We start from the raw sequence: 20,279 nt of genomic DNA, 5'->3' as shown, positions 1-20,279 counted from the left end.
AGTTCTTTTTTTGAATGGAGTTGTCGGGCAGTGCCCGACTATTTTTAAAAGAAAAGAATACCTACTAAAGATGAATACTTAAAACATCTGTTGGATTTTCAAGGTATTGCCCTTCACAAATTACTTTTGCTCCAAGTTTTATATACATTTTATTAAGTTTCGGATTCAATGTATCGAGGTAAATAAAATCCGCACCTAATTCAACAGCTAGAGATTTTGCTTTCTCCAGAAGCTGTCTGGCAAAACCTAATCCCCGGGCGTTTTCTTCTACATAAATATAATCAAAATAAACCACTTTTAATTCACCGCGGATAGCACTATCTTCATCATCATTTTGAAATCGATGAAAATTTTTTTCAAATAAACCAAACATACCCACTGGTTGATCATTAAAAGTGCCAACGTAAATTTGATCCTGCTTTGCCCGAACATCCTTGAGATAAAATTGTTTATCATTATTTTGCAAATATCCCCATGCTTTTTTTGCCCAAGAAGCTGCAAGTTTTAGATATTCTTCTTTATTGTTTTCGTATTCAGATAATTTCTTAAAATTAAGGGTGTGTTCTCTTCCAGCAGTTGTAAAAAATACCATTTGTACTCCTATTAATTTACATTTTAAAATTATTTTCTTCAGTATTTAAAGTCATAATCGAAAGTGGTTTATATTACTAAAAATGGATACCATGACTTAGCCATTTCCAATTGGAACATGTTGTGAGGCTTAATCAGAACCTACATTATAAAAATTACTTGAACAAAAAAATATCTCAGAAGGTTTATCACGATTTTTACGGGATCGCCAAAAAAAAGGAAATCAAAAGTTTGTTATAGATAAGATTTTTCATCCTTAGACGTTCACTCTGATATCCGCTCCCCTGCCTATATCCATCTCTTTCCATCAAAATATACTTTGCCATCTAGACTATTATATATGTCACATTCAAGTAACCATTAAGCGGTGAGTGTAAATTTGAGAGAGGCGGCGTCATGGGCGCCTTCATTGGTGCCCGTTATAATATTCTGGGAAGTTTTAATATCAATCTGTTCCTTTTTAAAAAAAGCATGGCCATAACCGAAATCAACAGTGAGATGGTTCATCAATTGATAGCCCATGGAAAAACCAGTAATCCAACTGTCTCCAGGGCCTATTTGAAATCTCCCATTCGAGGGTGACTGATTATATGTTCCTGCTACTCGGACTACCCACTTTGGTGAAACTTGATAAATTGTCCCGAGGGTTAAAAGCCAACTGTTGTGAAAGTGATAATTAATGCGAGCCCGGGGGACTATAAATACTTGGGAGGCGGCTTGCGTAGCAAAATTATACACAGAAACCTCTTTAAAGATATTCCATTGCAGGTATTGAACAGTTCCTATAAAGCCTAATTTTTCATTAAGAAAATGGCTTAGTGTCACGACACTTCTTGCTGGTGTCCAGTACTCAAAATGGTAATCATCCGAAGAAATACTCGGCGTACCAGTTATCGTGCTACTCCCCTGTAAATTATAAGTCACTGCACTGCGGTAATTAAAACCCAAGGCTGTCTTTTTACCAGGTTTAATTAGTATCCCAAAATCACCGCCCAAACTGTTTGCTTGAGTGTCATTCAAGCTACGGCTTTCAGGAATATTCAAACGGGGTATGCCTGCAGAAATAGGCTCCTGGATGAGATGAGCATAGGTAAAATTAAGGTTTCCCCCTATGGAAAGGAATTGATTAATTTTAATGCCAAGCGCGGGAATGAAGTCAATATTATTCGTTTGATTGCGTGCCAGGATATAGCGCAGAATTGAGTGATTATCCAATTCGCGATTGAAATCATTTGCAACGACAGCAAAACCCGCCACGAATCTTTCACTTATAGGAATGCTAAGATACATGGAAGGTAAGAAAAAATTGGATTTAGAGGTTGTTGATCCTGACTCGAAATTACCAAAAGGTATTTTTTGCGCTCTCCCGCTAAACTCAAATTGCGCTTTTGCCAGGGTGTTCAGGAGGATAAGTTGTTGATGGGGTGAAATAGTTAATGCCGCAGGGTTAAAGTAAACAGCTGTGGCATCCTTCACTACAGCAGTTCCCATTGTTTGCTCAATAAAAGAGGCATGTAATGGCGAGTATAATAACAAAAGCCCTATGCTCAAGTGGATCCTGAAATCAATGAAGCTTGCCATGAACCTCAAACGTGAATGGGAATATCTTTCAATTTGTAAGAGTATTTTTTCATATAGTCAAGGTTATTTATTTAACGACCAAGGATGTCTCTCATATATTGAATATAACTACACGTTTAATTGCAAATTCCAGTGCGCCAAATAAAATGAGCTAAGATTTTAGTCCCCTTTATATCTTGAAAAGATGGGGATTGTGAACGCAGGAATAATTTTGGGCTCCATGTCCAAAAACCACAAAGCATAGGGACAATGGAACTAATGAGCTTGCTGGCCACAAAAGTTATTTTTTATTAAGCTTACATGCCCACCATAACAAAGCAATTGTAATTATAGCGCTGATACCTATGACCCAAAAATTAAATTGGGTTGTCAGCACCATGAATCCCATATCCAGAGGCATAGTAATAAAATATGGCAAAACAATATGGCTTATGGTATGCAAAAACGCAGCACCAGCTAAAAAGATAACGACATCTCGTAAGTTGCACATAAATCACCTCAAATGGGTATATTTCTATAATTATAGTGCAATTTACAGGGGCATTTTATGGTTTACGTCCAAAAACATATGTTTTGACATGATCTTACGAATGAATGGATCCATTAATTAATGTTTTGTTTTCGAGTTAACAAGAATAGGAATGCTCAGGACGCTGGGCTTTTACAGCCCAGCCTACGCCGCTTTATCCATTAAAAGCTTAGAGATTTTGTTTCAGCATTCAGAATTTCTTGAGCTTTTTCCGTGTCTGCCTTGTACTTAGTGACTAATATGCCGATATCTTTTTGATTTTCTTGTTTCATGGCTCTTGCTAAAGCCAGATCCTTTGTAGGAAATTCAGACTCATCATCGGTTACATATTTTCCAAGAAGAGGTTTAAGAGTTGATTGATCTGCTCCTAGCCAGCATAGTGTATTGAAGACGCCTTGTGGCTCCATCTTATTATTATAGAAAGCCCAGTCCAAAGCCGTAAAGCCATTACTACTTTTGCTGTTAATATCGGCCCCAAAGTTATTAATTAGTAACTCAACATGGGTAACACTGCCTTGGTGGGCTGCTTTTCGGAGGGCGACATTTTTATCCTTGGTGTTATATATCTTTAGAATGCTATCCAGGGTAACCGAACTGCCACTCGTTGTTTGGCTCATTCCAGTATTGTATATACTGCTTGACGATACTTTGCGATCAGAATCAGATTCCACAAAGAATGAAAAAAATTGTCCCATGAGAGAAGAGTTTTTCGAGGCACGAAATTTTTTAAACTCATTGTCAATAGAATCAGCCAAAGCTAAAGTCTTTCGGGTTAATAGATCAAGTTCAGAGTCATTTTCATCAAAAAAAATCTTGAGCTCAGATGGAATATCAGCATTACCAAGTTTATAGAGTTCTCTAGTTTGAAATAGGGAATAAATTTTACTGAAAGTTCCCATAAATTCGGTTAATTCTTTAAACGAAGATTTATCAACTTGCTGATACATTATTTCTGAGGCGCGAACTATTGCTGTTAAATCACTTAGCTTCATACTATTACTCTAGAAAAAAAAGAGTGCAATAATACTTAATTTTGAGGTTAATGTGAATATTGGTCGACTGTTGTAGATCAATGATTTTTTGATCAAAATTTACTAATTTACCGGTTATAGTACCTTTCATGTAAATCTCTCTACCGCTATTTTATGTCGAAAATTGTTCTATAGTATTACGTTCATATATGCGCAGGTTTAATATATTTAACCTCATCTTTCTGCAAAATGGCAGGGGATAGCATATTTTTATTTTTTGTCTCATCAAGATCTTGTACTAAACTAATAAAATCCCAGGCATCCACTGATTTTAAAAAGGAGATTGAAATGAAATGGATAGTTACTGCAAATACGAATAATTGCCGAATTTATGAATATCAAGAGGATGCTTTGAATCTACTTAAAGAAATTAGTCGTCCTGAAAATAAATTAAAGGATAGTGAGCTTGTTACAGATAAACCTGGAAGGTACAATTCAAGTTATTCTAAGGGGGGAGGAGGAGTCTACGACCCACATACAGAAATCGAAGACGTACAAGACAATAATTTCTCTAGAGAAATAGCCCTGGAACTTAATGAAGCAAGAAATAAGAATCTTTATAAGGAATTGGTAATTGTAATGCCAGCTCAAATAGAGGGTTTATTTTCCAAGCATCTTAATAAAAATGCGACTGATTTAATAAAATTAAAGATACAAAAAAACCTGATGCATTTATCTGATAAAGAGTTGTTTGATTATTTGCATGAGTATAAAAAGCTATAACTTTGAGCAACACGATGAAGAGTGGCATGCGATTAAATAAGGGTGTTTAAAAAGTGCTCGAGCCTTCTTTGCTTAACCGATTATAAAGAGTTTTAATTATATTCAGGAACAAACTGGGGTGGAGAAGGAGTTATCTTTTTTTGCCTTTTTTATGATTATCTCGATGATGCCCAATTTCTTTCTTTTCTTGATTATAAACCCCTAAATCAGTTTCTTTTAATTTCTCGTTTGCTTTTTCTAGTCCTTTTTGGAAAGGATGTTTTTTCATAATTTAATCCAATTATTAATCTTATTTTAAGTATAGTCTGCATATTAATGGATATCTGCTTATTGAACCCCAATGTGCTCTTTTCAATTATTCCAGGAGTGCCTCCTATTCGAAAAGCAGATTCCTTCCCAAGAGTCCTGGGACCCGATGGAATATTTACTATAATTAGAAAAGTAAATTGCTCTAGGGAGCCTTCCATCTTCAAAAGCCCCCAACAAATAATTTCATTCAATGGCTTCGCTAGGTAGAGTTTATTTTTAGAGTTAAGATTCTAAAAAGGCACCCGCCCTATCAAAAGTAATATTAAATAAATTACTAAAATAAGCCCAATAATACCAGAGGGCCCATAGCCCCATTCTCTGCTATGCCCCCATCTTGGTAAGGCACCAATTAAAATGAGTATCAAGACAATTAACAATATTGTCCCCAGCATGATTATTCTCCTTAAACGCCATCTACTTATAACTATAGTATTAAAACTCTAATTATACTTAACGACATAAAGAATTATTAATTTGCGGGTATTTACTTAAACTCAAGTTATTTCCCAATGCCTGGGAAGTCCCCTTGGGAGTTAATGTGGCTAATATTGAATTATCTTGTCCAATACATGTTTGAATTATGCTTAATAAATTTTTTATTACCTAATTTCTTGGTTACTTATGTCGCATCTCCAAATAGATTCCTCAAATGAAGTGGATTGCCGTTCTCCTCATTAGTGATGGGTTCTATACAAGTAATTGTGCAGATTTTATAGGCTCAACTTTGTAAATTTTTTTTGAATCTAGTGTTCATTAATCCTTGGTCTATTTAAAAATAAGCTAATATAAAACAAAAGGAGAATATTAAGTTTCTGGAGCTAAAATGAATCATTACAGATTACGAATAATAGATAAGGAAACAATAAAAATAATTAGAGATATAGGAGGTTATGAAAATCTTCTTGAAAATGGCCAGGATACTTGGGCTAATACAGAAGTAGATGCTCGATTAAAATTAGCAGAACAAACTGTTTTTTCTAATTTTTATAGAAACAAGGGACAATTGCATCCAAGTAAAGAATGTTATGAGGAGTTAAATGATATTTGGACAGACCCAAACAAAGTATCTATAAAGCTTATTTAATTCTTTAATTTTGAACAAACCAAATCATATAATTAATACTTATCACATTGATCAATATGAGTGGCACCTATAGTGGGATAGTATAAATGCTTCATAATCAATCACTACCTAGTTAAAAGTTACACCGAGAACCCCATTGATATGATAGTTAATCTTGCTTTGCTCCCCATTCAAGGCTTGGTAAATTGGAGTTGACCATCCTAACTGAAAAAAGAATTTCTTGGTAGAAAACCATAAAGAAGGGGTAATTAATAATAAGTCTCCTCCGGTGTCGGGATCTGCTTCCCCTGAGACCTTATCTTTGTCCATATGGACTCCATGAACTTCAACTAAGCTAAAAAAAATGTATTTCCCCGTTACGCTTTTAATGTTTCGACCTAAGCCAGATTGATATAGATATTGGGTTCCTAATTTAACCTCGCCATTTTTTTCTATCCATGTTAACCCAGAAGCAGCAAACCATAGCCAATCTACAGACATGCGATTATAGGTACTTCCCAAAAAATAACTAGGCGCCCCAAAACCTGTAGGTGGGTCTTTACGAAACGAACCTGATGGCGCGGACAACCCACCTACAACAGTCAACTGTTCGGCATATTTTGAAGTACTATTGTCATAAGGAGCGTATTCTCCTTGAATGTAAATATCTCCAATTCCCGAGGAATGATTATCGCTCACATAACTTGCAGCAATTGGGAGTGATAGTAAAAGGGACGCTTTATCGGATAAGCCATAAACAAATGAAATGGGTGTGCTTAAAAAATGCTCACTTCTACTTTTCAAATAATTTGGTGCAACATAAAATTGCATTTGACCCTTTTCAATTAAACTTTGGCCAAATGAGAGAAAAGGACCAGGTTGTTGGGATGGGGGAAGTGCAAAATTTCCTATATTTGGAGGTTCATTTTCGGCTTGTGGCGAAATGATATCTTTGGCCAAAATTTGTTGGCATGAAAAGATAATAGTTAGAAATAAACTGAACCTGGTTAATTTATATAATCCACTCATTACTTAATGATTTTTTAAGATTGAAAATACTCATTAAACTACAAAAGGGGCTTAAATACCCGTAATTTTTTTAGAGTTTTTGTTTTTTTCATTTTTAATTAAATATCTAAAATCTTACTAAGCCTCCAGGAACATGAAACCACTATTTATAAACATCATTGATTTAGGAAAGAGGTGATACAACAAAATTTATTGGTATATACTCATCAAAAAAATATATAATCCAAATCAACTGAAGGGCAATGATAAAAAATTTTTTGCTCATTGATGATTTTTTTTGCAAGGAAGTTTTTTGTTCTCGTGATATTTTTTAAAAAAGATCATCTCGATAACATTGAAACTTTAAATGTAAAATATCTGTTGCGGAAGTAGAAGAAAATTTTATGAACTATGATACGATTTTGTTGACCATTAAACGACTCATTACAGGCTTACTCCCGATGCTACTCGTTGCTTGTGTGCATCAGCCACCTAATGGGCCAGATCATTATGTGGTCAGAGGGAAAACATATCATGTGATGAAATCTGCCAAAAATTACAAAGCAAAAGGAGTTGCTTCCTGGTATGGGTCACACGGTAGACATCAAAAAACATCGACCGGAGCGCGCTATAACATGTATGCGATGACAGCAGCTCATCCCACGCTTCCAATTGCTACCCGAGTTCGGGTTAAAAACCTGAATAATGGCCGGTCGATTGTGGTTCGGATTACTGATCGAGGTCCTTTTTTATCGAATAGGATAATTGACTTATCCTTTGGTGCTGCTAAAAAACTCGGTATAACCGGTACTGCTCCTGTTGAAATTGAAGTAGTTTGAAATTGCAAAATCTCGGGTTTCCTAGCTTAAGAACCTGATTTAACTGCTAAAACTGGGCTAAATCGTCCCAAAGGTTACGTCATGATGCCAATCAATCGAGTCTGACCCAATTGGTAAAAATGATCCACACAGTACTATAATTATCCTGTGTGAGGTTAATTATGTACATAGATCCGATCGATGACGATGTTATTTCTTATAAATACGCGCCGTTTTATGCTGAGTGCGATCCAAAAAACGTGGTTAATATAGGTTCAGAGGACGCTCATGGAATTTTCACTTCTGGCATGACTGAATGTGTATCCTTTGCCTTTTTCGTCAAGAAAAACAATGAAGTGAAGCGGTTATCTCTGATCCATTTTCCAGGAGGTATTACGAGTTATACTCTAGATTCACCCTTGGGAAAAGAGGTTATCGCTGCGATGGTGGCTAAGGCGCCTGAAGGTGCTGAAATTGAAGCAGTAATTGGATTTAGCAGTTCACACTACCCAAACGGTTTGTTTGATGATGAAGAAATTTTAGAAGTCCTTGATAATCAACTTAATGAGTTAGGATTCCAACTCACCAGTCTACAACTTTGTGCCGGTAATGGTCGAAATTTAGACGAGTCAGGTTTCAGTTTCGGTATAAATTTTAATGGTAAATATGGCGAATTTATAAATTGCCATGGTCTGGTGGCACGCGGAAATTTAAATTCAAAAGAGGCTTGTGTAGATTATAGTGATACTCCCACAAATCTATCTCAACTGGCTTATTTACTTAATTGGGCCCGTTTACGTGGGGATAAGCAGCGATGGGATGAATTATTAAAGGACCTACAACGTTTGGAAGAAATTCATTTCGACAAAGATTTTTCCCCAGTAAAAGAAATGTCTTTTACTTTGGCAAATGAGAATATTCCCCTCAATAACCCAGCCCAATTAAGCGATATGATGTTAAGAGCGCGTGAAGGAGGAAATAAGGAGTTATGGAAACAAATAAAAACAGCTATAGTGCAAGAGATTGAACAATGCGCGGATAAATATGCATCTTTAGGGAAATATAAATCAATTTTAAAGCTCCATCTTGATACAAACGCTTTAAATCAATACCAGGGAAGTTTTTTCAGTAGAACTTTTCAGCAAGGAGAGCCAACCCATTGGCGCCAAGTAAAGCAGTATGATACAGGAGCTGAAGCGGCCGCTGGGGCACAAAAGTCTACTTCGCCCGATTCTGAATCTGCTGGTACAGAATCAGCTAATACTCTAAAAAAGGGGTGAGCAGATTTTGCTGCTTGCATGCCTAAAAGCCATATAAACTATTATTTGAAAAATAATTATTAATAATAAGAAAAGTATTAAAATTACCCCCCGTGGTGATGTAATTCTTAATACTGAAGGATAACTAGATGAATTTATTTGTGATTTATATTGGTGGAAGCCACTCTAATTCTTTAATCGAACTCCATGATCTACGCTTTTTAGTCGCCAACTCCATTGAAGATACCTATGAGGGACTCAGAAAAAGCTGGTGGGGAATACCAAAAACTTTACATATAGATGCTTGGGGCATTTTAAAGTATGCAGATGGATATAGGATTCAAGTTTCACAGGAACAATCAGAAGATCATAGTAATAAATTATTTTTCGTAAATTTGGGGGGGTACGATAAAACCCAATTTACAGAATTACATAAAAATATTTTTGTAGTGGCCGGTAATGAGCTTGAAGCGAAACAAAAAGCACTCATTCAAATTTCTGACTGGCAGTCCCCGCATCGTGATTATTTATATGAAGTAGATCATTTACTTAATGTTAATTCATTACTTAAGAATGAAGGATATTATTTACATTTAAACAAGCAGGTCGACTCTCAGCCATTTGAATTTACCTGTTGTTATACTCCAATAGGTAGAAATTAAAACGTAACCTGGTTGCTTGCAACCAGGTTTCTATAGTCTGTCAAGCGCATTTTGAATACCTCATTATTACAAAAAAAGTTAAGTCGAATAAGTGGTCAATAATTAATCAATCATCCCATTAATGGACTATACTCTACAATTAAGGATTACAAAATGAACAGGAGGTTATCATGACAAATTATACACGACCTAGAACAGGAACCCATAGCGTCCAAAAAGGGACAATGTCTGAAACTCGAAATAATGAGATGCTTACCGCATATTTTCCAGATCGAGATTCTGCAGAGGCAGCGTATCAATCTTATTTAGATAGAGGATACAGCCCAGATGATATTAATATCATTATGTCAGAAGATTCCAAGAAAAAGTATTATGATTCTGATTTAGTCCAAAACGAAGAAACTTATGCTGCGGAAGGACTAGGCGTGGGTGGCGCGATTGGAGCTGGGCTTGGCGCTCTCTTAGGTGGGCTTGCTGCGGTGGGTACTAGTTTGGTGATCCCGGGATTAGGTCTCGTAATTGCAGGACCTATTGCTGCTGCTTTGGCCGGAGCGGGAGCCGGAAGTATCTCAGGCGGAATAGTTGGGGCATTAATTGGTTGGGGTATTCCAGAAGAACGCGCAAAAGAATATGAGCGAGGAATACAATCTGGAGGAATCGTGATGAGTGTAAAACGACGTCCGAATAGAGATTACTCTGACTTAGAAAAGGATTGGAACGCCCCCATCCATTAATTGATGAAGGCGGATAGGATCCGCCTTTCTCATTCCTATATTATTTGCTTACCAACCGTGCCTCTTTGCTAATCTTTTTTCCTTTATGAAGAAGATGGACTTTTGTGAATTCTGCTCCCGTAAATAAAATCTGCGCGGAATAATAAATCCACACGAGAATTGGAATAAGAGCGCCAGCCGCACCAAATCCTTGGGATAAATTGGAGTGAGATAGATAAATACCCAATAAAAATTTACCTATTGAAAATAAAAGTGCAGTAATGAAAGCGCCCAACCATACATCTTTCCATTGAAGTATCACATCCGGAATAATATTAAAAATTAAGGCAAATAGGAAGGTAATGCCTAAAATTGAGATAAGAAAATTCATTACATAAGCTATAAAAGCGAATTGTGGTAAACATTCATTGTTCATAACCTTTTTTTGATTATTCTAAATCATAGATGAGGCATTTATAGAATAAGGGTTTAATGCAATAAAGCTATTGGGAGATTTAATTATTGACTTGGTAACTTTTTATAACATCAAAAATTGAAAATTCGCTGTTGTATTTTAGAATGAGCATTGGTAGGACATTTTTGACCCAGTACCAAGCTAATTCAAGAGGTTGGGTCAAAATGGCCTTCTTAGGGATGAGTCTGAATGGGTTAACTTTCCAAGGCCTTCATAACTTTACTAACATCTTCATCAATAATTTTATTGATTTCCGAGACTTGATCAGAATAACCAACGGATTCAACGACTAAAGTAGCAACCTCTTCATAAAAAGAGTCTCGTTCGCGATGTTGTTCTTCCAAAAATTTTTTCATATCATCGATTGGAAGTGAGGAAGTTCGTCCATTTTTCATACGAGCTAGCTGCGTGGGTATAGAAACTTTCAAATAAACTACAAATTCAGAGGATAACAATTTTCGACACTCCTCACTCGAAACTACGCATTCTTCCAATAAGACAACAACATTTTCTTTTTCTAGGCTATGAGAAATAATTTCGGCCTGGCAACGATTAAAGGCTGCTTCGCCTTGCTCACCAAGAATTTCTCGAGTATGTCGTCCAATATAACGTTCAATACTGGGATTTGCATCGACAATCTGCCATCCTAATTTGTTAGCCAAGGCTTCTGTAAATACAAACTTGCCAGCACCCATATGACCTACTATGAAAATACGCTTTTCCAAAGTAATACCTCTCTTAATGGATCAATAATATCGTGTGGACCCAGGCGACCTAAGGCCACGAAAGGAATTAGGTTCAATGTGGATCAAAATCAATTATAGGATAATAGTAGCTGATATTGGTTTTTAATTATCAACAAAATCAAATCTTATGAATAATTTTACATTTTTTTAGAGCCCTTAGAGGGACAGTTCTATATCAATATCATTGCTTGTAGTCTCATTATTCGTGTCATTGCATGTTTATTAAAGCAAATTTATTTGACCGAATAATTTTATCATGCAAAAATAGTCGATATTTTAAGCAAATTGTTCGCGATATGAATAAGTTTTTTTATGTGTTTTGTTTCTTAATAGTTCAAATACAAGCCTACGCTAGTCCTGAAGAAAATACGCAATCTTACTTTGATTCCGTTAAAAGCACTCCTAGGCTATTAAAAAAATTTCTAACTCAGATGCCTAAAGGGGGAGATTTGCATATGCACGTGAGCGGCTCATCATTCCCTGAAAATTTAATTCACTATGCGGAAATGGATGATTTATGTATTGAGAATAAAAATTTGTCGGTTTTTATCAATCCTTCATGCAACACAGAAGATTATTTAGCTAACGCGGTACTCAATAATAAGTTATACAACTCACTGATTGACGCATGGTCGATGCGCCATTTCGATAAAATGGGAAATGAATCAGGTCATGATCATTTTTTTAATGCTTTTGGAAAATTTAGCCTGATTACCAAAATGCATGGAGGAGAAATTTTAGCTGAAATAACTGAACGTGCGGCAGCCCAAAACGAACTTTATTTAGAAATCATGACGACCCCAGATGGAAACGAGGCCAGTCAACTCGGAAAAAGTATGGGATGGAATCCTAATTTAGAATACCTGCGCAATCAATTATTAAGTGCTAACTTTGACCAAATAGTGACTAATATTTCTCTTAATTTGAACAAAGATGAAGCTAAGAAGAATGCATTACAACAATGCGGTACCCAAAATGAACAAGCAGGTTGTGAGATCACGGTTCGCTATTTGTATCAGGTTCGTAGAGAACAACCACCCGAGATGGTATTTGCACAATTACTGGCAGGATTTGAATCTGCTTCACACGATCCACGTATAGTAGGCATCAATATGGTTCAGACTGAGGATGGTCCAATATCTATGCGCGATTATCGACTACATATGCAAATGGTGGCTTTTTTGCATCAACTCTACCCTAATGTTCATATTACCCTCCATGCGGGTGAACTTAATCCTCAATTAGTCACACCAGACGGATTGACATTTCATATTCATGAAGCCGTAGAGACTGCTTCTGCAGAACGAATTGGACATGGTGTTGACATCCAATACGAATACAATGCCTCTGAATTAATAAATAAAATGGCTCAAAAAGAAGTACTCGTTGAAGTCAATCTAAGTAGTAACGATTATATTTTAGGCATCAAAGGAGACAATCATCCCTTAGCTTTATATTTAAAATATGGTGTACCGGTTGCATTATCAACCGATGATGAAGGAATAAGCCTTGAGCCTTTAACTCGTCAATATGAGCGTGCCGTTGAAGAACAAAAACTGTCTTATCTCACCCTAAAACAATTAGCCCGCAATAGTCTGTATTATTCTTTTTTACCCGGCGATAATCTTTGGGAAAATTCACAATATAAGGCTATGAACCCCTTGTGCACCCCCATGAAATCCCAAACAAAACAGCCAATCCCAGCGTGTGAGAATTTTCTAAAAATGAATCAAAAAGCTCAACTTCAATGGAAATTAGAAGAACAGTTCGCTAAATTTGAATCACAATATTGATCAATACCGAGAAGAACGGATACGGATTGATACAACACCTGCCTAAGAGGATAGGACTAAGTCTTAATATCTCTATCGCAAGGAAGCAGGGCGGGGTATATCCTCCTCTTCTTCATCTAATAATATTTCTTCGAAGGGAAAATCTTTTTTATTGGCTAATTCTTCATGGATTGTTACAGCCAATTCTGGAGATAATAATTTCTCATAATGGGTTATGACATATTCAGTCTCTAACTTGGTTAGTGAATTTCTGTAATCCTTATCTTCCATAATGAATTCTAATAAACGGGGTTGGCATTCCCCAATACCTAAAATCCAATGAGGTAAAGATTTTGATTTTTGAGTTATCAAGATATTTTTGCAATATTCATTTTGTAAAATTGCAAGTCCCGTTTTTTCGTTTTCTATAATGCATTGAAGTAAGTAACAAAATATAACCGGCTCTGAACCGTTAAGAACTCTCGCTAATCGGTTCTCCAGAGTATATTTTCTTACGTTTTCCACGTTTTTAAAAAAAAGACTAAGATTGCGTTCTTCTTTAACGTTTAAATACGAGCAAATAATTTCTAAAATTTCATTGGGTAAATTAGAAAACATAATTATCGTCCTGGTTTAATTATTTGCATTCTGATCTATACTTTTACATAAGTCAATTAGCTGTATGAGATCTTTATGTACACAAAAGAAAACAAACCCACAATCGGGACTCTTTTTAAGGCAAATCGGCTCATTGCAAAAACGGTAAATCGAATAACTGTAGAGCCTGATCATGTAAGTTTAACAGATTGGGCTACCGAGGCTAAATTATTTATCAGTAAACAAGGTAATTGTCTATCTTCAACAACACTACTTGTTTACCAAAAGTATGTACCGACCTATTCATATGATGGACGGCGTTATGGGGTTTTAATTAATGCAGACGAAGCCTATGTATATGATGTTAATTCAAAGGATGCTAATACCACTAGGACCGATAAATTAAAAAAACGAGAAGACAGAAAAGACATTAAACTACAGAGCATTTCCGAAGAAACTATAAAACTAAAGCTTAAAACACTAGATGAGCTAGCTAAAGAAATTCAAGACAAAAACGGTGGTTTTGAAATGAATGAAGTATTGCTTGATGCAACAAAAGATTCATTAGTGGGTTTATTTGTGCGTGCTGTAGACTTCTCGGCAACGGATTTAAAAGATTTTTATCTGAGTTTACTGGAAATTATGCTTATTCAAAAATATCTCCATCAAGGATTCGATTTACCCTTACTTAAAATTTGTATTTTATATGAGCGCGAAGGTAAACTAGGAAATTTTCCGAGTCCCGAGGAATTATTTATACAGGCTAGAGAACATGGAATAAATAACCGTAAATACCCGGAATTGTTTAATAGGCTTTCCAGCGATTATGTTTTTTCTAGGTATAATCCGATAACGGTAAAGGATTATTTAGAACAATACGAACATCAAGAAGAGTTGGATAGAGTTCGGGACAAAGTTCTTAAAAGTTTAGTAGCAAGTTTTGAGCCCTTTGTTCCTCGTAAACTGGATGAAAATACTATTCTTGGAGAGTTGGTGGACTCGGTAGTAGGTATTCATCCGGACGTTATACAGGAAACTATAAATTCATGTCTTTTAGTTGCAAACGAAAATTCAACAAAGCCAAATTTGGTAGAAGAACAACAAACTCATCGGTTTTTCAAAAACACTCCTGAGACTGTATCATCAAGGATGGAAGATGATAAAAAACCCCCTAATTTAGATGCTAAACTTGAATTATAGAAAAGGTTTATCACTTTCCTCGTTATTTTAAATGGACTCCATCCGCCAGGGTGTCTCCCAAACAAAGTTGCAAAAAAACTATATAGAAGCTATTTCTTGAAAAAAATTGGCCGATGCCTTGATTTAAAGTACCCAGCATACTGGCTGAAATTGTAAAAAATTATATCTTTCAGTTCAAAATTTAAGTAATTACCATTTGAGTTTTTCATATATATGTTAATATCTCCTTCGCAAATCACTTGTATTTTATGGAGAGCATATGTTTTCACGTTTTTTTTCATCACCCTGGTCACCATTGGGTGGTTTATTTTCAGAAACCCGTCCTGAAACCCCAAAGGAAGAAAAAAAACCTAACTTCCAATATGAATTAAATAAGGACGAAAAGAGACAACTAGCACGTTCAGAGAGCAAACCCAAAGTTGTTGCTCTTTACGAGGAGAATGATGGGGCAGCGAATGCTGACTTAGCCATTCAACATTTTGAAAATGATGGCTTAGACGTTATTCGAGTTTCTTCAAATGATGGATTAAACCATCCTGCTTTTACAGATGGATCTATTAATGGTATTTATTTACCTGGTGGTTCAGATATTCCCGTTCATAGCGATGATGATCCACGTAAGCAGTTTGAAGGTCAGCTGACGCAACTTGCACGCACTAAAGATATTCCTCTCATTGGAGTATGTCGAGGCCAACAAGCTCTTGGTCATCATAATGGTTTGGAGGTTGATGATTTGCCAGACTATGAACAGCATTATTCAGGTGCGGATAATTCGAATTATCCTGATTCGAATAATACAGTTGTGGTCAAACAAGGAAGTCAATTATTTGCTGCATTACAAAATGAATTTAAGGAAAAGAGAGATAATGAGCCCATGGAATACCCAGTCAAATGCATTCATCATCAACATCTACGCGATAATGCAAATAATCATGATGTGGATATTACAGGCCGCAATAAATTTGATGGTACGGTCGAAAGCGTTGAAATAAAAACTGGAAAGTATTATTCATTTGGGGTACAACATCACCCCGAAGTACTTATAAGTTCTTATGAGAATAAAAGAAAAGAACGCATTCTTCAGGTAGAAGAAGAAGCGAATGAAGATCGCTTAAAATCGCTTTTCTTTGATCCTGAGGCTTCCTTTGATACCGAAATGAAATATGTTCAGAAACTAAGAGAAGCTAAAACAAAATCAGTAGAAGAAAGAGCCGCTAGAGCTGAAATGGGCTTTTTTACCAATCAAGCTAAAAAACACTTTCTAGAACAAGCGCCTAAACCAAAAGAAAAACAGCCCAGAGACGACTCAGGCTTACTTTATAGTTTCATGATCTAATTTTCTTTGATACTACAGGCCTCTTATAGCCAAGGAAGGCAAAGAGGTAAGTCACTCTGGATTAAAAACCCCATAATTTATTCGGTTTAATTAAAAGAATTCATACCTAATACACTAACTCGGTTATTGCCTCGTCGACTTTTTTTCCAAATTTTTTTTCTTTTCACTAACTTAGCTAAGAACAAGGTTGGTTGTTGGATTCCTGCGTAAAGCAATAAATTCGAAGCCTACAAAAATTGCATCAAAATACCTGCCCTAATAATAATTACTTAATAATTTAAGAGTACAATTTGTATATTAGATGACCATATATGGTTTGTGGTCTAAGTTAGTGAGGTAGTTATTATGTTTCAGAGATTGAGAGAATTTGTTTACGGGAGTCCCGTTCAAAATACTAACGAAGAAAGACCAAAATTTGAATACGCTTTAAGTAAAGAGGAAAAAGCACAATTAAAGCAGTCGGAAGAAAAGCCTAAAATTGTTGCGCTTTATGATAAGGAAGGAGGTACAACCTATTGCGACCTTACAATTGATTATTTACACAGTAAAGGATTTGATGTTATTCCGGTAACCCCCCAGGAAGGATTAACTCATCCAGCGTTCACGGGTAAGGTGAATGGGATCTATTTACCCGGTGGGCCTAATGTCCCGGTACATGATGATAGTGATCCACGTAAGAAGCTGGAAGGGGACCTTACGGAATTGGCCCAGAGTAAAGATATTCCTCTTTTAGGTATATGCCGTGGACAACAGACAGTCGCACATTTCCATCGCTTTCAAGTGACAGACATCCCGGAAGATGCCGATCAACATCAAATTCATTATGAGCATTTTGATGCGGTTTATAAAGAAACAAAAGACCCTACTTACAATAGCAGGGTAGTGGTTCATGAAGGAAGCCAACTTAATAATGCATTACGTTATAAACTAAACCAAAAAGAGGGTGATATCGAATACAATGTTACTTGCTTGCATCATCAGCATGTTCAAGAGGATCCCCAAAATACCTCACTTCACGTAACTGGACGGGGTAAATTTGACCGAATGGTGGAAAGTGTTGAGAAAAGGACTGGAAGATTTTATACCATCGGCTTCCAACATCATCCTGAAGCAGTCCTAAGTTCATGTGCGGAAGCAAGGGAACAAAAAATTAGCGAGCTAAAGGAAAAATACTATGATGAACAAATTGGTGTAAATCACTTTTCGGATCCAGACTTGGGCTACCATGTACTACGCCAACATGAGAAAAGATTAAGAGAAGTAACTCGTGCAAAACCTCGAGATCTACAAGCAGCAAAAGGGGAACTGGGCTTTTTTTCATCTCAAGTGAAAAAACACTATCTTACTGACGCTCCAAAAGTAGATACAAAAGCTAAAGACGATGATTATTATGCTTATTTCTGTTCCTAGGATCACTCTCCTGTACCAAGGATGGTCAGCAGAGAGCTTCTTTTAAAAACCCTCCTTTTATATTACACCGTTGCATAGGGATTATTGTTAAACTGACAGTTATGGTGGAATATAAATTCAACTTCTAATCTATTCTACTTTTTGTAATCGAATGCCATTGGCCTCAATATTAATCAAACCTCGTTTATAAAGTTGGCCTATGGCACTTTTAAAATTTTTTTTACTTTCCGAAAACATCTGTTGAATTTCTGCAGGCGAGCTTTTGTCATGTAATGCTAAAAAACCCTGGGACTGTTCGAGCTTAGATAAAATACGTTGCGCCAAGTCATTGATGCTACTTTGACCTATTTGTCGTAAAGTAATATCAATTTTGCCATCTTCGCGCATCTTTTTGATATACCCTTTTATTTTTTTTCCATATGTTAAAGTTTGAAAAATATCGCCCGTATGAATTAATCCCCAATGGCTGTTGTTAATGATTACTTTTCGGCCTAACGGGGTACTTTCTGCAATAAGCAGGCTCACTTCATCACCTGGGTTAAAGTGAGCTGGAGTTTTATCCAAAAAATAGTCGATTTTTGAGCTTGCAATGATGCGTCCCTGATTATCTTGCTTTAAATAAACCAGATAAAATTTCCCCTTTTCCATAGGGCGGTGTTGCTCGGAGTGGGGCACCAATAAATCTTTCTCTAATCCCCAATCAAGAAAAGCTCCCACAGGGTTTACATCGATCACTTTTAAAAAAGCAAAGCTACCTAGGGTGGCAAGAGGACGCATTGTTGTCGCAATAATTTTGTCCTCTGAATCAAAATAGACAAATACATCCACTACATCACCAACTAACGCGCCTTTAGGGACCGATTTATTGGGTAATAAAATTTCTCCCCACTCCCCACCCTGAAGATATACTCCAAATGGAGCTTCTCGTACCATTTTCAATCGATTAAACTGCCCAACTTTTATCATCATCAACTCGTTTTTTCATCTATGAGTCAAAGCTTAACACAGAATGGAATTATTATTGATTAATCATGCAGGGTTTTATTCGTGTAAATAATTCTCGGGTGTCTTATAACTAAAAAAGTATCTTTTGCGGACCCTGGATGGATCATTTTTATTGATTTTAAGGCCGTAAACATAGGTTGCAAATTGATTCATAAAAGAAAATAATCAGTTCCTTATCACTTATTATTGTCGAGTATTATGAAACCAGCAAAAACTTTAACTTCCTTACTGCAAGTGGCTGTTTTATCCTTCTTGATAATTAAAGGGGCCATTGCAGGCGATGTTCATGTTATTGGCTCCATAAAACATTCCATACAGCTGCCTACCGAATCTTCGTCCGCGCACCGCGGGTTAAATCAGCCAAAAGTCATCCAATTGCTTAAAGTCGAGCTGTCTCAGGATGCTCAAACGCTACTAGAGGGACGAATTAAAAATATTGTCAAAAATCCTTCTCAGGTCTCACCTTCATTGCAAAATAATGAAACTCCTAAAAGGGTTCAATTGGCTATGAACGAGGTTCCTGTTTTAGACCAGGGACCTCATGGAACATGCATCACATTTGCCATAACGGGTGCTCTCGATGCGGTTATAGGTCATGGAGATTATATTAGCCAACTTTGTCATTTACAGCTCGGAAATTATCTGGAAGATCATGGTTATGCTCTAAGTGGTTGGGATGGAAATTATCCTATTTCGGTAATAAATCAGATTGAACAGTATGGAATTGTAAATAAAGACAAACAAACAACAATAGGGTGTGGTGGATTGACTGAATATCCCCTTCATTCTAATAAGAAACCGGATTCTTTTATAGAACCCGAAGAATATAGCACAATGAGTGAATTGATCTTCGGCAAACAGGTTAACTGGTCCAATATATATTGGAGAATTAGTTCTACCTGGACCTTAAATGAAGTAAAAAAGGCGCTTATCTCCGGTGACCGATCGGTTTTTGCGGTTATGATACCGCGCCTTGATATAGGAGTTGTGGGTGCTGTTGGAAATTATAAAAGCAACAATGACACCTGGTTAATTACCTCAGATGTAATGATTGGCTTGCCAAGCGTACAAGCTGCACATGGGATGATCATTACAGGGTACGATGATGATGCAGTTGCTGTTGATAATTACGGCCAGAAACACAAGGGATTATTAACTTTACGCAATTCCTGGGGGAGTAACCTGGGAAATAAGGGGGAGTTTTATATGTCCTATGATTATTTTAAATTACTGACCTTTGATGTAAGACGGTTTTCCCCAAATTAAAACCAACAATCCCAGGATATCCTGAGTTGGTAGGCTGCTTGCTCGCTGGAGTTTTTTGGCCAAAGAAAAGTCAGCATAATGAGATGATTAACCTGCGTGTTCCAGCAACAGCTACAACCTGTATTTAGGCTTGAAATTTACTTTTATGATAGATTCTGTTGCGAAAAGTACCAATTTGGTAGTAA

General features: G+C 36.4%; 22 protein-coding genes. 11 read left to right on the top strand and 11 right to left on the bottom strand.

The window, feature by feature from the left end; genetic code table 11:
- Positions 1 to 64: 64 nt before the first annotated feature.
- From ACWTE2_RS06205 to ACWTE2_RS06190, 4 genes are all read right to left on the bottom strand, one after another.
- Positions 65 to 592, bottom strand: coding sequence for a GNAT family N-acetyltransferase (locus tag ACWTE2_RS06205; RefSeq protein ID WP_182391887.1), 528 nt, complete (start codon positions 590 to 592; stop codon positions 65 to 67).
- 359 nt (positions 593 to 951) lie between these two features.
- Entirely contained in the window at positions 952 to 2,082 is a 1,131-nt protein-coding gene (locus tag ACWTE2_RS06200; RefSeq protein WP_454784642.1) for an OmpP1/FadL family transporter, read from the bottom strand.
- A 370-nt stretch (positions 2,083 to 2,452) separates the two neighbouring features.
- Positions 2,453 to 2,662, bottom strand: a complete 210-nt coding sequence (locus ACWTE2_RS06195) for a hypothetical protein (protein ID WP_182391885.1) — start codon at positions 2,660 to 2,662, stop codon at positions 2,453 to 2,455.
- A gap of 200 nt (positions 2,663 to 2,862) precedes the next feature.
- The gene (locus tag ACWTE2_RS06190) at positions 2,863 to 3,693 is read right to left on the bottom strand and encodes an ankyrin repeat domain-containing protein (protein ID WP_454784641.1); all 831 of its coding nucleotides are present in this window, start codon (positions 3,691 to 3,693) and stop codon (positions 2,863 to 2,865) included.
- Positions 3,694 to 4,020: 327 nt separating this feature from the next.
- On the opposite strand from ACWTE2_RS06190, the gene ACWTE2_RS06185 reads away from it, so the two are divergent.
- On the top strand, positions 4,021 to 4,455 hold the full coding sequence (locus tag ACWTE2_RS06185) for a host attachment protein (RefSeq protein WP_454784640.1): 435 nt from the start codon (positions 4,021 to 4,023) through the stop codon (positions 4,453 to 4,455).
- Between the two features lie 130 nt (positions 4,456 to 4,585).
- Here ACWTE2_RS06185 and ACWTE2_RS06180 read toward each other — a convergent pair whose 3' ends face one another.
- Both ACWTE2_RS06180 and ACWTE2_RS06175 read right to left on the bottom strand, forming a co-directional pair.
- Complete coding sequence (locus ACWTE2_RS06180; RefSeq protein WP_182391882.1) at positions 4,586 to 4,723, bottom strand: hypothetical protein; 138 nt, start codon at positions 4,721 to 4,723, stop codon at positions 4,586 to 4,588.
- Between the two features lie 271 nt (positions 4,724 to 4,994).
- The gene (locus ACWTE2_RS06175; protein WP_454784639.1) at positions 4,995 to 5,156 is read right to left on the bottom strand and encodes a DUF3309 family protein; all 162 of its coding nucleotides are present in this window, start codon (positions 5,154 to 5,156) and stop codon (positions 4,995 to 4,997) included.
- A gap of 431 nt (positions 5,157 to 5,587) precedes the next feature.
- Here ACWTE2_RS06175 and ACWTE2_RS06170 point away from each other — a divergent pair, with 431 nt between their 5' ends.
- Entirely contained in the window at positions 5,588 to 5,848 is a 261-nt protein-coding gene (locus ACWTE2_RS06170) for a hypothetical protein (RefSeq protein ID WP_182391880.1), read from the top strand.
- Between the two features lie 108 nt (positions 5,849 to 5,956).
- Here the strand turns inward: ACWTE2_RS06170 and ACWTE2_RS06165 are convergent, their stop codons facing one another.
- Complete coding sequence (locus ACWTE2_RS06165) at positions 5,957 to 6,856, bottom strand: transporter (RefSeq protein WP_454784638.1); 900 nt, start codon at positions 6,854 to 6,856, stop codon at positions 5,957 to 5,959.
- A 383-nt stretch (positions 6,857 to 7,239) separates the two neighbouring features.
- Between ACWTE2_RS06165 and ACWTE2_RS06160 the strand changes: the two genes are divergently transcribed.
- The 4 genes from ACWTE2_RS06160 (at position 7,240) to ACWTE2_RS06145 (ending at position 10,308) form a co-directional block, all read left to right on the top strand.
- A complete protein-coding gene (locus tag ACWTE2_RS06160; RefSeq protein WP_182391879.1) occupies positions 7,240 to 7,674 on the top strand; it encodes a septal ring lytic transglycosylase RlpA family protein in 435 nt (144 codons plus the stop codon).
- 161 nt (positions 7,675 to 7,835) lie between these two features.
- Positions 7,836 to 8,933 (top strand): hypothetical protein, encoded by a 1,098-nt coding sequence (locus ACWTE2_RS06155; protein ID WP_454784637.1) that lies wholly within the window; start codon positions 7,836 to 7,838, stop codon positions 8,931 to 8,933.
- 128 nt (positions 8,934 to 9,061) lie between these two features.
- Complete coding sequence (locus ACWTE2_RS06150; protein WP_454784636.1) at positions 9,062 to 9,574, top strand: DUF1543 domain-containing protein; 513 nt, start codon at positions 9,062 to 9,064, stop codon at positions 9,572 to 9,574.
- A 170-nt stretch (positions 9,575 to 9,744) separates the two neighbouring features.
- Positions 9,745 to 10,308: a hypothetical protein gene (locus ACWTE2_RS06145; protein WP_454784635.1), complete on the top strand. Its 564-nt coding sequence runs from the start codon at positions 9,745 to 9,747 to the stop codon at positions 10,306 to 10,308.
- A 40-nt stretch (positions 10,309 to 10,348) separates the two neighbouring features.
- Here the strand turns inward: ACWTE2_RS06145 and ACWTE2_RS06140 are convergent, their stop codons facing one another.
- A complete protein-coding gene (locus ACWTE2_RS06140; RefSeq protein ID WP_454784634.1) occupies positions 10,349 to 10,723 on the bottom strand; it encodes a YihY/virulence factor BrkB family protein in 375 nt (124 codons plus the stop codon).
- Positions 10,724 to 10,956: 233 nt separating this feature from the next.
- Positions 10,957 to 11,487, bottom strand: coding sequence for a shikimate kinase (locus ACWTE2_RS06135; RefSeq protein WP_454784633.1), 531 nt, complete (start codon positions 11,485 to 11,487; stop codon positions 10,957 to 10,959).
- A gap of 317 nt (positions 11,488 to 11,804) precedes the next feature.
- Between ACWTE2_RS06135 and ACWTE2_RS06130 the strand changes: the two genes are divergently transcribed.
- Complete coding sequence (locus ACWTE2_RS06130; RefSeq protein WP_454784632.1) at positions 11,805 to 13,301, top strand: adenosine deaminase family protein; 1,497 nt, start codon at positions 11,805 to 11,807, stop codon at positions 13,299 to 13,301.
- 72 nt (positions 13,302 to 13,373) lie between these two features.
- Here ACWTE2_RS06130 and ACWTE2_RS06125 read toward each other — a convergent pair whose 3' ends face one another.
- Positions 13,374 to 13,898, bottom strand: a complete 525-nt coding sequence (locus ACWTE2_RS06125; protein WP_454784631.1) for a hypothetical protein — start codon at positions 13,896 to 13,898, stop codon at positions 13,374 to 13,376.
- Positions 13,899 to 13,973: 75 nt separating this feature from the next.
- Between ACWTE2_RS06125 and ACWTE2_RS06120 the strand changes: the two genes are divergently transcribed.
- The 3 genes from ACWTE2_RS06120 (at position 13,974) to ACWTE2_RS06110 (ending at position 17,823) form a co-directional block, all read left to right on the top strand.
- Positions 13,974 to 15,077 (top strand): hypothetical protein, encoded by a 1,104-nt coding sequence (locus ACWTE2_RS06120; RefSeq protein WP_454784630.1) that lies wholly within the window; start codon positions 13,974 to 13,976, stop codon positions 15,075 to 15,077.
- Between the two features lie 259 nt (positions 15,078 to 15,336).
- The gene (locus tag ACWTE2_RS06115; protein ID WP_454784629.1) at positions 15,337 to 16,413 is read left to right on the top strand and encodes a gamma-glutamyl-gamma-aminobutyrate hydrolase family protein; all 1,077 of its coding nucleotides are present in this window, start codon (positions 15,337 to 15,339) and stop codon (positions 16,411 to 16,413) included.
- A gap of 345 nt (positions 16,414 to 16,758) precedes the next feature.
- A complete protein-coding gene (locus ACWTE2_RS06110; RefSeq protein WP_454784628.1) occupies positions 16,759 to 17,823 on the top strand; it encodes a gamma-glutamyl-gamma-aminobutyrate hydrolase family protein in 1,065 nt (354 codons plus the stop codon).
- 129 nt (positions 17,824 to 17,952) lie between these two features.
- On the opposite strand, the gene ACWTE2_RS06105 is transcribed toward ACWTE2_RS06110, so the two are convergent.
- Entirely contained in the window at positions 17,953 to 18,792 is an 840-nt protein-coding gene (locus tag ACWTE2_RS06105) for a CvfB family protein (RefSeq protein WP_454784627.1), read from the bottom strand.
- Between the two features lie 234 nt (positions 18,793 to 19,026).
- Here ACWTE2_RS06105 and ACWTE2_RS06100 point away from each other — a divergent pair, with 234 nt between their 5' ends.
- Positions 19,027 to 20,094, top strand: coding sequence for a C1 family peptidase (locus ACWTE2_RS06100; protein WP_454784626.1), 1,068 nt, complete (start codon positions 19,027 to 19,029; stop codon positions 20,092 to 20,094).
- Positions 20,095 to 20,279 lie beyond the last annotated feature (185 nt).

It is taken from the genome of Legionella nigrisilvae, from assembly GCF_977063395.2.
Note: the sequence above shows the minus strand (reverse complement) of the source record. Positions and strands in the feature narration are given on the sequence as shown.

Excerpts from the sequence above, each read along its gene's own strand:
- ACWTE2_RS06185 (WP_454784640.1), top strand. The coding sequence starts at position 4,021 with ATGAAATGGATAGTTACTGCAAATACGAATAATTGCCGAATTTATGAA.
- ACWTE2_RS06155 (WP_454784637.1), top strand. The coding sequence starts at position 7,836 with ATGTACATAGATCCGATCGATGACGATGTTATTTCTTATAAATACGCG.
- ACWTE2_RS06180 (WP_182391882.1), bottom strand. The coding sequence starts at position 4,723 with ATGAAAAAACATCCTTTCCAAAAAGGACTAGAAAAAGCAAACGAGAAA.
- ACWTE2_RS06160 (WP_182391879.1), top strand. The coding sequence starts at position 7,240 with ATGAACTATGATACGATTTTGTTGACCATTAAACGACTCATTACAGGC.
- ACWTE2_RS06145 (WP_454784635.1), top strand. The coding sequence starts at position 9,745 with ATGACAAATTATACACGACCTAGAACAGGAACCCATAGCGTCCAAAAA.
- ACWTE2_RS06105 (WP_454784627.1), bottom strand. The coding sequence starts at position 18,792 with ATGATGATAAAAGTTGGGCAGTTTAATCGATTGAAAATGGTACGAGAA.
- ACWTE2_RS06130 (WP_454784632.1), top strand. The coding sequence starts at position 11,805 with ATGAATAAGTTTTTTTATGTGTTTTGTTTCTTAATAGTTCAAATACAA.
- ACWTE2_RS06195 (WP_182391885.1), bottom strand. The coding sequence starts at position 2,662 with ATGTGCAACTTACGAGATGTCGTTATCTTTTTAGCTGGTGCTGCGTTT.
- ACWTE2_RS06100 (WP_454784626.1), top strand. The coding sequence starts at position 19,027 with ATGAAACCAGCAAAAACTTTAACTTCCTTACTGCAAGTGGCTGTTTTA.
- ACWTE2_RS06115 (WP_454784629.1), top strand. The coding sequence starts at position 15,337 with ATGTTTTCACGTTTTTTTTCATCACCCTGGTCACCATTGGGTGGTTTA.
- ACWTE2_RS06200 (WP_454784642.1), bottom strand. The coding sequence starts at position 2,082 with ATGGGAACTGCTGTAGTGAAGGATGCCACAGCTGTTTACTTTAACCCT.
- ACWTE2_RS06190 (WP_454784641.1), bottom strand. The coding sequence starts at position 3,693 with ATGAAGCTAAGTGATTTAACAGCAATAGTTCGCGCCTCAGAAATAATG.
- ACWTE2_RS06140 (WP_454784634.1), bottom strand. The coding sequence starts at position 10,723 with ATGAACAATGAATGTTTACCACAATTCGCTTTTATAGCTTATGTAATG.
- ACWTE2_RS06205 (WP_182391887.1), bottom strand. The coding sequence starts at position 592 with ATGGTATTTTTTACAACTGCTGGAAGAGAACACACCCTTAATTTTAAG.
- ACWTE2_RS06175 (WP_454784639.1), bottom strand. The coding sequence starts at position 5,156 with ATGCTGGGGACAATATTGTTAATTGTCTTGATACTCATTTTAATTGGT.
- ACWTE2_RS06125 (WP_454784631.1), bottom strand. The coding sequence starts at position 13,898 with ATGTTTTCTAATTTACCCAATGAAATTTTAGAAATTATTTGCTCGTAT.
- ACWTE2_RS06165 (WP_454784638.1), bottom strand. The coding sequence starts at position 6,856 with ATGAGTGGATTATATAAATTAACCAGGTTCAGTTTATTTCTAACTATT.
- ACWTE2_RS06110 (WP_454784628.1), top strand. The coding sequence starts at position 16,759 with ATGTTTCAGAGATTGAGAGAATTTGTTTACGGGAGTCCCGTTCAAAAT.
- ACWTE2_RS06150 (WP_454784636.1), top strand. The coding sequence starts at position 9,062 with ATGAATTTATTTGTGATTTATATTGGTGGAAGCCACTCTAATTCTTTA.
- ACWTE2_RS06170 (WP_182391880.1), top strand. The coding sequence starts at position 5,588 with ATGAATCATTACAGATTACGAATAATAGATAAGGAAACAATAAAAATA.
- ACWTE2_RS06120 (WP_454784630.1), top strand. The coding sequence starts at position 13,974 with ATGTACACAAAAGAAAACAAACCCACAATCGGGACTCTTTTTAAGGCA.